Annotated in this window: 11 protein-coding genes and 1 pseudogene; 5 read left to right on the forward strand and 7 right to left on the reverse strand. The window is 73.5% G+C overall.

The window, feature by feature from the left end; genetic code table 11:
• Positions 1-96: 96 nt before the first annotated feature.
• Entirely contained in the window at positions 97-1,149 is a 1,053-nt protein-coding gene (locus G3I53_RS21620) for a class I SAM-dependent methyltransferase (protein WP_164438681.1), read from the forward strand.
• A 104-nt stretch (positions 1,150-1,253) separates the two neighbouring features.
• Positions 1,254-2,663, forward strand: coding sequence for a lysylphosphatidylglycerol synthase transmembrane domain-containing protein (locus tag G3I53_RS21625; RefSeq protein WP_239064029.1), 1,410 nt, complete (start codon positions 1,254-1,256; stop codon positions 2,661-2,663).
• Here G3I53_RS21625 and G3I53_RS21630 read toward each other — a convergent pair.
• Positions 2,546-3,307, reverse strand: a pseudogene (locus G3I53_RS21630) (creatininase family protein); the annotation flags it as partial. The gene G3I53_RS21625 and the pseudogene G3I53_RS21630 overlap by 118 nt on opposite strands.
• Positions 3,308-3,349: 42 nt before the next feature.
• Between G3I53_RS21630 and ribA the strand changes: the two are divergent.
• Positions 3,350-4,009 (forward strand): GTP cyclohydrolase II, encoded by a 660-nt coding sequence (gene ribA, locus G3I53_RS21635; RefSeq protein ID WP_164337268.1) that lies wholly within the window; start codon positions 3,350-3,352, stop codon positions 4,007-4,009.
• A 28-nt stretch (positions 4,010-4,037) separates the two neighbouring features.
• Here ribA and G3I53_RS21640 read toward each other — a convergent pair whose 3' ends face one another.
• The gene (locus G3I53_RS21640; RefSeq protein WP_164337269.1) at positions 4,038-5,264 is read right to left on the reverse strand and encodes a serine hydrolase domain-containing protein; all 1,227 of its coding nucleotides are present in this window, start codon (positions 5,262-5,264) and stop codon (positions 4,038-4,040) included.
• A 114-nt stretch (positions 5,265-5,378) separates the two neighbouring features.
• On the opposite strand from G3I53_RS21640, the gene G3I53_RS21645 reads away from it, so the two are divergent.
• On the forward strand, positions 5,379-5,828 hold the full coding sequence (locus G3I53_RS21645; RefSeq protein ID WP_164337270.1) for a PPOX class F420-dependent oxidoreductase: 450 nt from the start codon (positions 5,379-5,381) through the stop codon (positions 5,826-5,828).
• Between the two features lie 13 nt (positions 5,829-5,841).
• Here G3I53_RS21645 and G3I53_RS21650 read toward each other — a convergent pair whose 3' ends face one another.
• The 5 genes from G3I53_RS21650 to G3I53_RS21670 all read right to left on the reverse strand — a co-directional run bounded on the left by G3I53_RS21650 (position 5,842) and on the right by G3I53_RS21670 (position 11,710).
• The gene (locus G3I53_RS21650) at positions 5,842-6,444 is read right to left on the reverse strand and encodes a histidine phosphatase family protein (protein WP_164337271.1); all 603 of its coding nucleotides are present in this window, start codon (positions 6,442-6,444) and stop codon (positions 5,842-5,844) included.
• Positions 6,445-6,448: 4 nt separating this feature from the next.
• Positions 6,449-7,336 carry a phosphogluconate dehydrogenase (NAD(+)-dependent, decarboxylating) gene (gene gnd, locus G3I53_RS21655; protein ID WP_164337272.1) on the reverse strand — a complete coding sequence of 296 codons (888 nt, stop codon included), beginning with the start codon at positions 7,334-7,336 and terminating at the stop codon, positions 6,449-6,451.
• A 90-nt stretch (positions 7,337-7,426) separates the two neighbouring features.
• Complete coding sequence (opcA, locus tag G3I53_RS21660; RefSeq protein ID WP_164337273.1) at positions 7,427-8,362, reverse strand: glucose-6-phosphate dehydrogenase assembly protein OpcA; 936 nt, start codon at positions 8,360-8,362, stop codon at positions 7,427-7,429.
• Positions 8,359-9,951, reverse strand: coding sequence for a glucose-6-phosphate dehydrogenase (gene zwf / locus G3I53_RS21665; RefSeq protein ID WP_164337274.1), 1,593 nt, complete (start codon positions 9,949-9,951; stop codon positions 8,359-8,361). The genes opcA and zwf overlap by 4 nt, the downstream gene beginning before the upstream one ends.
• A gap of 352 nt (positions 9,952-10,303) precedes the next feature.
• On the reverse strand, positions 10,304-11,710 hold the full coding sequence (locus tag G3I53_RS21670) for a glycoside hydrolase family 16 protein (protein ID WP_164337275.1): 1,407 nt from the start codon (positions 11,708-11,710) through the stop codon (positions 10,304-10,306).
• Positions 11,711-12,100: 390 nt separating this feature from the next.
• Here G3I53_RS21670 and G3I53_RS21675 point away from each other — a divergent pair, with 390 nt between their 5' ends.
• Positions 12,101-13,435, forward strand: coding sequence for a 6-phospho-beta-glucosidase (locus tag G3I53_RS21675; protein ID WP_164337276.1), 1,335 nt, complete (start codon positions 12,101-12,103; stop codon positions 13,433-13,435).
• The last annotated feature ends 148 nt before the right edge of the window (positions 13,436-13,583 follow it).

Raw genomic sequence — 13,583 nt, forward strand, 5'->3', positions numbered from 1 at the left:
CCGGGGCCGGCGCGCCGCGCTGGGCGGCTGGGCGAGCACCGCACAGAGCCTGGCGGGCGTCCTGCGCCGGCTGCCGGCCGAACCCCGGAGGGCCGCATGACCGAGCAGGCGACGACCACGCACGCCGGGACGATCCCGTCCCAGCCCGGACCCCGGCAGGCCGCGGACGCGGCCACCGGCCCACGAGGGGGCACCGTGACATCTGGCAGCGACACCGCCGGACCCGCCGTCATCCCCGGCGCCGGACCCGCCGCACCCTCCGCCGCCCGGCCCGGTGAGCGGGCCACCGTGAGACTGCGCGACACCGGTGGCGAGGAGCCCGCCCGCTACGCGCCCGAGTGGCTCCAGCTGCGCGAGCCCGCCGATGCCGTCGCCCGCTCGCACGACCTGCTCGATCCGCTGCGCATCCGCCTGGCGAACCTGCCGCAGCGGGCGGACGGCCTGGTCATCCACGACATCGGCTGCGGCACCGGGTCGATGGGCCGCTGGCTCGCCCCGCACCTGGACGGCGCGCAGCACTGGATCCTGCACGACCGTGACCCCTACCTGCTGCACTTCGCGGCCGTGGGGGCGCCGCGGTCGTCCGCCGACGGCAGCCGGGTGTCCGTGGAGACCCGGCGCGGCGACGTCGCCCGGCTCACCCCCGACGCCCTGGCCGGCGCTTCCCTCGTCACGGCCTCCGCCCTGCTCGACGTCCTCACCCGCGAGGAGGTCGAGGCGCTCGCCGCCGCGTGCGCCGGAGCCGGCTGCCCGGCCCTGCTCACCCTGTCCGTCGCCGGGCGCGTCGAACTGACCACCCCGCACCCGATGGACCAGGAGATCACCGAGGCGTTCAATGCCCACCAGCGCCGGGGCGGCCTGCTCGGCCCCGACGCGGCGACGGCCGCCGCTGACGCGTTCGCTGCTCATGGCGCGACCGTGCGGCTGAACCCGAGCCCCTGGCGGCTCGGCCCGGACCAGGCCGCCCTCACCGAGCAGTGGCTGCGCGGCTGGGTCGGCGCGGCGGTCGAGGAGCGCCCGGAACTGGCGGACCGCGCCGGAAGCTACCTGAAGGAGCGCCTGGAGGCGTGCGCGGCGGGGGAGTTGCGGGTCGTCGTCCACCACAGCGACCTGCTCGCCCTGTGCCGGCCGACGGGCGGCACCGCATGACTGCACCACCCGTACCGGCCACGCCGACGGCACCGGCCGACCCTGCCGGCAGCCCGCGGGCGGGGGAGAAGCCCGGGGCGGGGCAGCGGGCGGGTGTCCGTACCCTGCTCGCGCGCCTCAACTCCCCGGTCGTGCGCACCCGCCTCGGCACCCTCGCCGGGCTGGCGATCCTCGCGGTGCTGATGTGGCGCCTGGGCACCGGCGTCTTCCTGGACGGGCTGCGCCGGATCGACGGTCCGGCGCTGCTCGCCGCCCTCGCGCTCGGGCTGGTCACCACCGTGTTCAGCGCCTGGCGCTGGTCCCTGGTGTCCCGTGGCCTCGGCATCCGGCTGCCCCTCGGCCGGGCCGTCGCCGACTACTACCGGGCCCTGTTCCTCAACGCGGCCCTGCCCGGCGGCGTCGTGGGCGACGTGCACCGGGCCGTGCACCACGGGCGCAGCACCGGCGACCTGGGACGCGGCGTGCGGGCCGTCGTCCTGGAGCGGACCGCCGGGCAGCTCGCGCTGTTCGCCGCCGGAGCGGCCGTGCTGCTCACGGTGCCGTCCCCGGTCCTCGACGAGGCCCGGCACGCGGCCCCGCTGGCCGGACTCGGCGCCCTGGGCGCCTGCCTGGTCGTCCTCGCCCTGAGGATGAACCGCCCGACGCCCTCGCGGCGCGGCCGGGCGCTGCGCCGGATGCTCGCCGAAGCCCGCGAAGGGCTGCTCTCCCGCAGCAACGGGCCCGGTGTGCTGGTCTCCTCGGTCGTCGTCCTGGCGGGGCACATCGCGATGTTCGTGCTCGCGGCCCGCGTCACCGGAACCGACGCGGCCGTCAGCCGGCTGCTGCCGCTGGCCGTGCTGGCCCTGCTCGCCATGAGCCTGCCGCTCAACGTCGGCGGGTGGGGACCCCGGGAGGGCGTCACCGCCTGGGCGTTCGGCGCCGCCGGACTCGGTGCCGGCCAGGGGCTGGCCGTCGCGGTGGTGTACGGGGTGCTCTGTCTCGTCGCCAGCCTGCCCGGCCTGGTCGTCCTCGCCGCCCGCTGGTACGCGGGCCTGCGCGCCGGGAGGCGGACGGTCACCGAGCCCGTCGTCACCGGTCCCGGCGCGCAGGCCGGGACCTACCCGCGGGCCTCTCCCCGTGCCGCGGTGCCGGACGTGTCAGGGCCGTCCGGAACCCCGGCCCCGGACGGAGCATCCGCCCCGCCGACGGCCCCAGCCGCACCCGCACGACCCGCACCACTCGTACCCGCACCGCCCGCTCCGGCGTCGCCCGTACCCGCACCGCCCGCTCCGGCGTCGCCCGCACCCGCACCGGTCGCCGTCCGCGCACCGGCCGTCTGCTCACCACCGCCGGTGCCGCCGCCGGTACCGCCGCCGTCCGTACCGCCGCCGAGAGCCGTGGCCGGGCCGTCCGGGCCGTCGCCCGTCAGGAGGGTGAAATACGCGCCGAAGGAATCCGCGAGACTCGCCAGGAGATGCTTGCCCTTTTCCGCGGAGCCCAGAGAAGGGCGCCCGATGACACCGGAATCGGTATAGGCGGCCATGCCCAGGGTGAGCAGATGACGCCGGTCGTCCGCGACGAAATCAGCCGTCTCATAACCGGGCCGGAGCAATTCGGGATGAGTGTGCAGAAGGATGGAGGTCTCGATTTCCCCCGCGTGCATGTCCGTCAGCAGCGAGGTGGCGACATCGGCCCGGTCCACGGCCGCCTCCCAGTCCTGCACGGCGGGGAACAGCGCCATCCGCTCGCCCCGCGCGGACGCCTCCTGCACGACGTTGCCGAGGACGTAGTTGCCGCCGTGCCCGTTGACCAGCACCAGCGTGTCCACGCCGGACCGGCGCAGCGAGTCGGCGATGTCCCGCACCACCGCATGCAGGGTCACGGCGGAGATCGAGACGGTCCCCGGCCAGGCCGCGTGCTCGTGCGAGCAGGAGACCGTCACCGGAGGAAGGAGGTGCACCGGATACGCGCCGGCGATCTCCCGCGCGACGGCACAGGCCACCAGCGTGTCCGTCGCGAGCGGCAGGTAGGCGCCGTGCTGCTCGTAGCTCCCCACCGGAAGAATCGCGATCTGCCGTGAGACGACGGCGCCCCGCTTCCGTACATCCTCTGTAGTATCCGCCGGCAACAGACCGTGCACCGGGCCGGATGCCGCCGACCGCTTTGGTGAACCACTCATAATCCTCACGGCCTTTCGTCTCTGCTTAGGAACTCGAGAATCATGACAGAAAACGTAGGCGTACTCGGCAAGAAGCCCCCGCAGCGGACCGGCGTGGAACGCGTCGTGAACGCCCCCTTGCCCACCGTGTACGGCCCTTTCCAGGCGATCGGCTACCTGGACCACGACCGCGGTGACGAACAAGTCGCTCTGGTGCACGGCGACATCGGCGCGGAGGGTGTCCTCGTCCGGCTGCACTCCGAGTGCCTGACCGGGGACGCGTTCGGCTCGCAGCACTGCGAGTGCGGGGACCAGCTCGACGCCGCGATGCGCGCCGTCGTCGCCGAAGGGGCGGGCGTCGTCGTCTACTTGAGGGGCCACGAGGGCCGGGGCATCGGTCTGCTGGCGAAGCTGCGGGCGATGGCCCTGCAGGCGGAGGGTCTGGACACCGTCGAGGCGAACCTCGCCCTCGGCCTGCCGGTGGACGCCCGCGACTACGCCGTCGCCGCCGGGATGCTCCAGGACCTGGGTGTGCGGTCGGTCCGGCTGATGTCCAACAACCCCCGCAAGCGGGAGGCGCTGGTCCGCCACGGCGTGCAGGTCGCCGAGCAGGTGCCGCTGCTGATACCGCCGTGCGAGAGCAACATCACCTACCTGCGGACCAAGCGGGAGCGTCTCGACCACCACCTGCCCCACCTGGACGCGGTGGCCCACCTGTCCTGACCGGCGGCGGACGGGACCCGGCCCCCGGTCAGTGCACCGCCTCGTGCACCAGCCGCCGGAGGTCACGGAAGACCGTGTGCGAGGACCTGGGCCGTACCTGCGTGTAGAACTGCACGGTTAGATCGCGGCCCGGGTCCACCCAGAACGCCGTGGTGGCGACCCCGGTCCAGCCGAACGTGCCCGCGGACGACGGCTCCCGCGTCCGGGACGGGTCGACCACCACCGACACGCCGAGACCGAAGCCGACACCCTCGTTGCCCGGCTCGTCGTGCGCCGGACGGCTGCCGAAAGCGCGCAGGTCGGCGCCGCCGGGAAGGTGGTTGCGGGTCATCAGGTCCACCGTGTCCGGCTCCAGCAGCCGGACCCCGTCGAGTTCCCCGCGCCGCCGCAGCATCTCCATGAAGCGGTGCACGTCGTACGCGGAGGCCACCATCCCGCCGCTGCCGGACAGGAACCGGGGCCGCCCCCGCAGCGGCAGCCCGGCGATGGGCTCGATGCCGCCGCCCTCCTTCTCCCCGTACAGCTCCGCGAGCCGCCCCGCCTGCTCCTCGCTCACCTCGAACCCGGCGTCCGTCATCCCCAGGGGACGGAACACCCGCTCGGCCAGGAACACGTCCAGGGGCTGCCCCGACACCACCTCGATGATCCGGCCCAGCACGTTGGAGGCCACCGAGTAGTTCCACTGGGTGCCCGGGTCGAACTGCAGCGGCAGCCGCGCGTACGCGTCGACCGTCTCCGCCAGCCCCGCCCCCGGCAGCACCGACGACTCCAGCCCGGCCTCCCGGTACAGCGCGTCCACGGGATGGCAGCCGTAGAAGGCGAACGTCAGCCCCGCCGTGTGGGTCATGAGGTGCCGCACCAGCATCGGACCGGCCGCAGGGCGCGTCCGCACCCGCGCTCCCGACCCGCCGTCGTACACCCGGGGTTCGGCGAACGCCGGCAGATGACGCCCCACCGGGTCGTCCAGCGACAGCCGGCCCTCCTGCACCAGCAGCAGCGCGCCCACCGCCGTCACCGGTTTCGTCATCGAGTAGATCCGCCACAGGGTGTCGGCGCGCACCGGCCGCCCGGCCGCGACGTCACGCCATCCGTACGCGGTCAGGTGGGCGACGCGTCCGCCCCGCGCCACCGCCACCAGGAACCCCGGCAGCCGCCCCTCGTCGACCTGCCGGGCGAAGTGCCGGTCCAGACGCCCCAACGCCCCCGCGTCCAGCCCGGCCCGCTCCGGCCCGGTCTCAAGCTCCAGCACAGTCATCGTTCTCCTCGGTCCCGTCCGGCACGGCTCCGCGATCATGCGCGGAGGTGCCTGCGGACTACCCCGCACGACGGCACGGGGAACGCCCGTCACCGGCGAACCGTTGATCGAGGTATGACTCAGGAACCCGCGCAGCACGCGCTGCTCGCCCTGCTCGCCGAGGGCAACAGCGGGGTGCTCGTCACCCTCAAGGGCGACGGACGGCCCCAGCTGTCGAACGTCAACCACGCCTACGACCCCGACGAACGGATCGTGCGCGTCTCCGTCACCGACGACCGGGCCAAGACCCGCAACCTGCGGCGGGACCCCCGGGCCTCCTACCACGTCACCACCGACGACCGCTGGGCGTACACGGTCGCGGAGGGCACCGCCGAACTCTCCCCCGTGGCCCGGGACCCCTACGACGCCACCGTGGAGGAGCTGATCCGGCTGTACCGCGACGTCCAGGGCGAACACCCCGACTGGGACGACTACCGCGCCGCCATGGTCCGCGACCGCCGCCTCGTCCTGCGACTGCACGTGGAGCGGGCCTACGGCATCCCCAGACGAACCCAGGCCGGCTGACCGGCGGACCGGCTCACTCAGGCCGGCCGGCGGGCGCGGCCGCGTTCCACTCCGCGATCACCGGGCGCCCGTGCTCCAGCGACAGCCGGCTCAGCGCGCCCGTCTCCAGCCGGAACAGCCGCCCCTCCGCCGGGGACAGACCCAGCCGGCGAGCCGTCAGCACCCGCAGCAGATGACCGTGCGCCACCAGCAGCACGTCGCCCTCCTCGAGCGCCCGCGCCACCCGGGCCAGCACCCGGTCGGCGCGCGCGCCGACCTGCGCCGGGGACTCACCGGGAAGCTCCGGCCCGGGCGGCACCCCGTCCGTCCACAGATCCCAGTCGGGCCGGCCGGCGCGGATCGTCGCCGTCGTGACGCCCTCGTAGGCCCCGTAGTCCCACTCGCGCAGGTCCGGATCCGGCTCCGCGCCGGTCAGCCCCGCCAGTTCGGCCGTGCGGCGGGCCCGCTCCAGCGGACTGGTCAGCACCAGGGCGAAGGCCCGCCCCGCCAGCAGCGGCGCCAGCGAGCGGGCCTGTTCCTCGCCGTGCGGGGTGAGGGGCAGGTCGGTGCGGCCGGTGTGCCGCCCCGACCTGCTCCACTCCGTCTCACCGTGCCGCGCCAGCAGCAGGTCCCCCACGCCCCTACGGTTCCTTCCGCGCCGACTCGACGGCGTGGCCGCCGAACTGGTTGCGCAGCGCCGCCACCATCTTCATCTGCGGCGAGTCCTCCTGCCGGGAGGCGAACCGCGCGAACAGCGACGCGGTGATCGCGGGCAGCGGCACCGCGTTGTCGATGGCCGCCTCCACCGTCCAGCGGCCCTCGCCCGAGTCCTCGGCGTAGCCGCGCAGGCCGCGCAGGTGCTCGTCGTCGTCCAGCGCGTTCACCGCCAGGTCCAGCAGCCACGAGCGGATGACGGTGCCGTCCTGCCAGGAGCGGAACACCTCGCGGACATTGTCCACCGACTCCACGGCCTCCAGCAGCTCCCAGCCCTCCGCGTAGGCCTGCATCATGGCGTACTCGATGCCGTTGTGGACCATCTTCGCGAAGTGCCCGGCGCCCACCTTCCCGGCGTGCACGAACCCGTACGGGCCCTCCGGCTTCAGCGCCTCGAACACCGGCCGCAGCCGGTCCACGTGCTCCTTGTCGCCGCCGACCATGAGGGCGTAGCCGTTCTTCAGGCCCCACACACCGCCCGAGACGCCCGCGTCGACGAATCCGATGCCCCGGTGACCGAGCTCCCGGGCGTGCCGTTCGTCGTCCGTCCAGCGGGAGTTGCCGCCGTCGACGACCGTGTCGCCCGGCTTGAGCAGGCTCGCCAGCTGCTCGATGACGTGCTGGGTGACGTCACCGGCCGGCACCATCACCCACACCGTGCGCGGGGATTCCAGCTCGCCGACGAGGTCCGAGAGGTGGGCGACGTCGGACCGTTCGGGGTCCGTGTCGTACCCGACGACGGTGTGCCCGGCGTTGCGCAGCCGTTCGCGCATGTTGCCGCCCATTTTTCCGAGGCCGACAAGACCGATCTGCATGTCTGGTTCACTTCCTGGAGTTCACGGCGGGCGGCCACCGGCACGCCCGTGGACGGTGAACGGGACCGGGGACCCCCGGGCCCGTGGCAGTCAGGCGGGGACGGCGGCCCCTTCCGGCTCGTCGCCCCGCAGGGCGATCGCGTACATCTCGTCGGCGTCGAGCCGCCTGAGCTCCTCGGCGATGAGCTCGGAGGTGGGCCGGACCTTCAGTGCCAGCCGCCGCGACGGCTGCCCCGGCAGCGACAGCGTGGCCAGCGGTCCCTCGGGGCGGTCGATGACGATCTCCCCGTCGGCGGTGCCCAGCCGCACCCCCGTCACCACGGGACCGGCCGTCTCCACCCGCTCCACCGGCACGCCCAGCCGGGCGTGCAGCCAGCGGGCCAGGAGCTCGGCGCTGGGATTGTCCGCCTCGCTCTCCACGGCCGCCGAGGTCACCGTCAGCCGGGCCTGGTCCAGGGCAGCCGCCAGCATCGAACGCCACGGCGTCAGCCGTGTCCACGCCAGGTCGGTGTCGCCGGGCGCGTAGGAACGCACCCGGGTCTCGAGCATCTCCAGCGCGTGCTCCGCCGCGTACAGGTCGGTGATCCTGCGCTGCGCCAGCGCGCCGAGCGGGTCCTTGGAGGGCACCTCGGGCGCGTCCACCGGCCACCACACCACCACCGGCGCGTCCGGCAGCAGCAGCGGCAGCACCACCGAGTCGGCGTGGTCGGAGACCTCCCCGTAGGTCCGCAGCACGACCGTCTCCCCGGCGCCGGCCTCCGAGCCGACCCGCACCTCGGCGTCCAGCCGGGGGTGCGTGCGGTCGCGCGGGGTGCGGGCGTGGCGCTTGATGACGACCAGGGTCCGGGAGGGGTGCTCGTGCGACGCCTCCTCGGCCGCCTTGATCGCGTCGTAGGCGTTCTCCTCGTCCGTGACGATCACCATCGTCAGGACCATGCCGACGGCCGGAGTGCCGATGGCGCGGCGGCCCCTCACCAGCGCCTTGTTGATGTTGCTTGCCGTGGTGTCGGTCAGGTCGATCTTCATGGCCTGCGCCAGCTCCGTCCGTCTCGTGCGAGCATCTCGTCGGCTTCCGCGGGTCCCCAGCTGCCCGATGCGTACCGCGCGGGCCTGCCGTGGGACGCCCAGTACGCCTCGACCGGGTCGAGGATCCTCCAGGACTCTTCCACCTCCTGGTGACGGGGGAACAGGTTCGCGTCCCCCAGGAGCACGTCGAGGAGCAGCCGTTCGTACGCCTCCGGGCTGGACTCGGTGAACGACTCGCCGTAGGCGAAGTCCATCGACACGTCCCGGATCTCCATCGACGTGCCCGGCACCTTCGAGCCGAACCGGACGGTCATGCCCTCCTCCGGCTGCACCCGGATGACGACCGCGTTCTCGCACAGCTCCTCGGTCGCCGTCGCGTCGAAGGGGGAGTGCGGGGCGCGCTGGAAGACCACCGCGATCTCGGTGACCCGGCGGCCCAGCCGCTTGCCGGTGCGCAGATAGAACGGGACGCCCGCCCAGCGGCGGTTGTCGATGCCCAGCTTGATCGCGGCGTAGGTGTCGGTCCTGGAGGAGGCGTCGATGCCGTCCTCCTCCAGGTAGCCGCGCACCTGTGTCCCGCCCTGCCAGGCTCCGGTGTACTGCCCGCGCACGGTGTGCAGGCCCAGGTCGTCCGGCAGCCGCACCGCCCGGAACACCTTCAGCTTCTCGGTCAGCAGCGACCGGGCGTCGAAGGCGGCGGGCTCCTCCATCGCGGTGAGCGCCAGCAGCTGCAGCAGGTGGTTCTGGATGACGTCGCGGGCGGCGCCGATGCCGTCGTAGTAGCCGGCCCGGCCGCCGATGCCGATGTCCTCGGCCATGGTGATCTGCACGTGGTCGACGAACGACCGGTTCCAGATCGGTTCGAACATGGTGTTGGCGAAGCGCAGCGCCAGGATGTTCTGGACGGTCTCTTTGCCCAGGTAGTGGTCGATCCGGAAGACCTGCTCCGGTTCGAACACGTCGTGCACGATCGCGTTCAGCTCCTTCGCCGACGCCAGGTCGTGCCCGAACGGTTTCTCGATGACCGCGCGCCGCCAGGACCCGGCGGGCGCGTCGGCCAGCCCGTGCCGCTTCAGCTGCTGGACCACCTTCGGGAAGAACCTCGGCGGCACCGACAGGTAGAAGGCGTGGTTGCCGCCGGTGCCGCGGGAGACGTCCAGCTCCTCCACCGCCGCGCGCAGCTGCTTGAACGCGGAGTCGTCGTCGAAGTCGCCCGGGATGAAGCGCATGCCCTCGGCGAGCTGCTGCCAGACCTCCTCCCGGAAGGGGGTACGGGCGTGCTCCTCGACGGCGTCGTGCACCACCTGGGCGAAGTCCTGGTCCTCCCAGTCCCGGCGGGCGAACCCCACGAGGGAGAAGCCCGGCGGCAGCAGTCCCCGGTTGGCCAGGTCGTACACGGCCGGCATCAGCTTCCTGCGGGACAGGTCGCCCGTCACGCCGAAGATGACCAGCCCGGACGGGCCGGCGATCCGCGGGAGGCGCCGGTCCCTGGGGTCACGCAGGGCGTTCGACCATGCGGCGGGCGCGGGTGCCGCGTCGCCCCGGCCGGTGGTCGCGCCGGTGTCCGCCTCGGTCGTCTCTTGGGCCATTCCGCGTCAACTCCCTGGTCGTGAAGCCGCTCGTGCACCGCGTCGGACGGGTCCTGCCGGGTCCCGCGCACACCGCGACGTCCCGACGGTGCCGGGCCCGACCGGTTCCGCCGGGTACCGGGTGTCCCGGCGCGCCGGGTCCGTCACCTGCGTGGACGAGAGGACCCGTGGGTCGCCTCGTCTGTGTGAACCGGTACCACGCCGGCTCTGTTCCTGAGCCGACCGCAACGCGGACCGGCCCGGACGGCGGCACGGCGGGGACGAAAAGTCCGACGATTGCGTGAGTACCGCGAACCGCGCCGGACATGCCGAAGGGGGCCCCACGGGTGTGTGGAGCCCCCTTGAGCGGATCTCAGCGGCCGAAGGTGAACCAGTTGACGTTCACGAAGTCGGCCGGCTGGCCGCTGGTGAACGTCAGGTACACGTCGTGCGTGCCGGTCACGGGGCTGATGTTCGCCGGGATCGTCCGCCACGACTGCCAGCCGCCGGTGTTGCCGACCGCGAAACTGCCGATGGGCGCGTTGCTCCGGCTGTCCAGCCGGACCTCGACCAGTCCGCTGACGCCATTGCCCGCCCCGCCGGCCACCCGGGCGGAGAACTGCCGGGCCGGGGCCGAACCGAAGTTCACCCCCTTGTACAGCAGCCAGTCGCCGTTGGCGAGGGCGCCCACGTTCTGCCCGCCGCCGCTGTCGGAGGTGGACTCCGTGATCACGCCGGACTGGCCGTCGTAGGACTCGGCCTGGATGGTGCCGTAGGCGTCGCGGTTGCCGGTCGGCGGGGGAGTGGTGCCCCCGCCGCCGGAGCTCAGGACCTGGACGTAGTCCACGACCATCGGGTGACCGGGCTGGGTACCGGCGTCCGGTCCGCCGCCGAAGGCGTCGGGGAAGCCGCCGCCCATGGCGACGTTCAGGATGATGAAGTAGCCGTGGTTCGTGGCGTTCGCCCAGGTCGTGGCGTCGACCTGGTTGGCCCGGACGGTGTGGAAGTGACGGTCGTCGAGGTAGAAGCGGATCTCCTCCACGCTGGTCGAGCGGTCCCACTCCAGCCGGTAGGTGTGGAATCCGGCCTGGCAGGTGGTGCCCTGACAGGTGGTCGAACTGCCGATGCCGCTGTTCTCGTTGCAGGGGCCGCCGGGCGCGGTGCCGCAGTGCATGGTGGCGAACACCGTGTTCATGCCCTGCGTGTTCTCCATGATGTCGAGCTCGCCGACCGAGGGCCAGTTCCACCAGTTGCCGCGGTAGGGGGCGCCCAGCATCCAGAACGCCGGCCAGTAGCCCTTGGCGGCGGCGCCGGTGACGTTCGGCACCTGGATGCGGCTCTCGACGCGCAGTTTGCCGCCCGCCGGGGGCTGGAAGTCGGCCCGGTTGGTCTCGATGCGGCCGGACGTCCAGTTGCCGGCCGCGTCCCGCCGGGGCGTGATGCGGAGGTTGCCGTTGCCGTCGAGGGAGACGTTCTGCGTGCTGGACGTCATCGTCTCGATCTCACCGGTGCCCCAGTTGGCCGGGCCGCCCGGGTAGCCCGTGCCGGTCGAGTAGCGCCAGTTGGAGGTGTTGACGCCGCTGCCGGCCGGGCCGTCGAAGTCGTCGAGGAAGACCTGGTTCCAGCCCGACGGGGGTGGCGGGGCGGAGGCGCTCGCCGACGGCGTGGCGGCCGTGGCCGCCGCGGCCGCGAGCCCGAGGGTGCTGACGACGGCGACGAGCGCCCGCCGGACGCGGCGGGGTCTGCGCGGGGTGCGGGGTGTGCCGGAGGTGTCACTCATGTGGGGAGCCCTCTCGGGAAACGAGGTGGATGTGGGGGGGGAGTGGCCTTTGGGAAACCGGGCCGGAGCCGCGCCCCGGGAGGGAGTGGGGCACGGACTCCGCACCTGAGAGCGCTCTCAGGTTGCCGTCAATGTGCTCTGCGCCCCCTCGGGCGTCAAGAGGTGTCACCGAGAAAGTCCTTGTGTCCGGGGCGAGTTCAGGTCCTGAACGACGCGAATGGGGCAAGCGCGCCGCCGGGTTCCTTGCACCCGCCCGGGGAGGGGGATCGGCAGGCGCCGTGCGCGTGCCTGCTTCCGTGCCGGTGCCCCGTCCACGGCGGTGTCCCCTGCGCGTGGGCCGGGAGGCGGGAGGCGGAGCGGCTAGGTTGGCCGGGTGGGAAGGGTACGGACGTGAAGCTGACGATTCTGGGCGGCGGCGGATTCCGGGTGCCGCTGGTGTACGGAGCGCTCCTCGGCGACCGGGGGGAGGGGCGGGTGACCCGGGTCGCCCTGCACGACGTCGACAGCCGGCGGCTGCACGCCATCGGCCGGGTCCTGGCGGCCCAGGCGTCCGGCGTGCCCGACGCGCCCGAGGTGACCACCACCACCGATCTCGACGAGGCCCTGCGCGGCGCCGGCTTCGTCTTCTCGGCGATCCGCGTCGGCGGCCTGGAAGGCAGGGCGAACGACGAACGGGTCGCCTTCGCCGAAGGTGTCCTCGGGCAGGAGACGGTCGGCGCGGGCGGCATCGCCTACGGTCTGCGCACGGTCCCCGTCGCCGTCGGCATCGCCCGCAAGGTGGCCGCCCTCGCGCCCGACGCGTGGGTCATCAACTTCACCAACCCGGCCGGCCTGGTCACCGAGGCCATGTCCCGCCACCTCGGCGACCGGGTCATCGGCATCTGCGACTCCCCGGTGGGCCTGGGCCGCCGCATCGCGCGCGTGCTCGGCGCCGACCCGGCGCGGGCCTGGATCGACTACGCCGGCCTCAACCACCTCGGCTGGGTGCGCGGTCTGCGGGTGGACGGCCGGGACCAGTTGCCGCGCCTGCTGGCCGACCCCGGACTGCTCGGCTCCTTCGAGGAGGGCCGCCTCTTCGGGGCCGACTGGCTCCGCTCCCTGGGAGCCGTCCCCAACGAGTACCTGCACTACTACTACTTCCACCGGGAAGCCGTCCGCGCCCACCGGACCGGCCCCACCCGGGGCGCCTTCCTGCACGACCAGCAGGCCGGCTTCTACGCCCGGGTGACCGACCCGGACACGCCCGCACTGGAGCTCTGGAACCGCACCCGGGCCGAACGCGAGGCCACCTACATGGCCGAGAACCGGGAGACCGCCGGCGCGGGCGAGCGCGAGGAGGAGGACCTGTCCGGCGGCTACGAGAAGGTCGCCCTCGCCCTGATGCGGGCCATCGCCCGCGACGAACGCACCACCCTGATCCTCAACGTCCGCAACCGCAGCACGCTCGGCATCCTGGACGCCGAGGCCGTCGTGGAGGTGCCCTGCCTGGTCGGCGCCCAGGGCGCGCACCCGGTGTCCGTCGACCCGCTGCCGGACCACGCGGCAGGCCTGGTCTGCGCGGTCAAGGCGGCCGACCGCGCGGTCCTCGCCGCCGCCCGGTCCGGCTCCCGCGCGGAAGCGGTCAGGGCCTTCGCGCTGCACCCGCTCGTCGACTCCGTGAACGTGGCACGGCGCCTCGTCGACGGTTACCGGGCCGTCCACCCGGGGCTGGCCTACTTGACGTAGCCGTGCCCCGGACCACAGGCACCCGGACCGGTCGAAGCCCGCGCGGCGGCGGAGGCGGGGCTACCGGCGGTGCGTCCCCCCGGCGGGCGTTCCCGCCCGCAGCCCGGGCGCGGACATCGGCTCCGCCGGTGACGGGGCCGGTCCCGGC

Source organism: Streptomyces sp. SID14436, from assembly GCF_010548465.1.
Classification (GTDB): Bacteria; Actinomycetota; Actinomycetes; order Streptomycetales; family Streptomycetaceae; genus Streptomyces.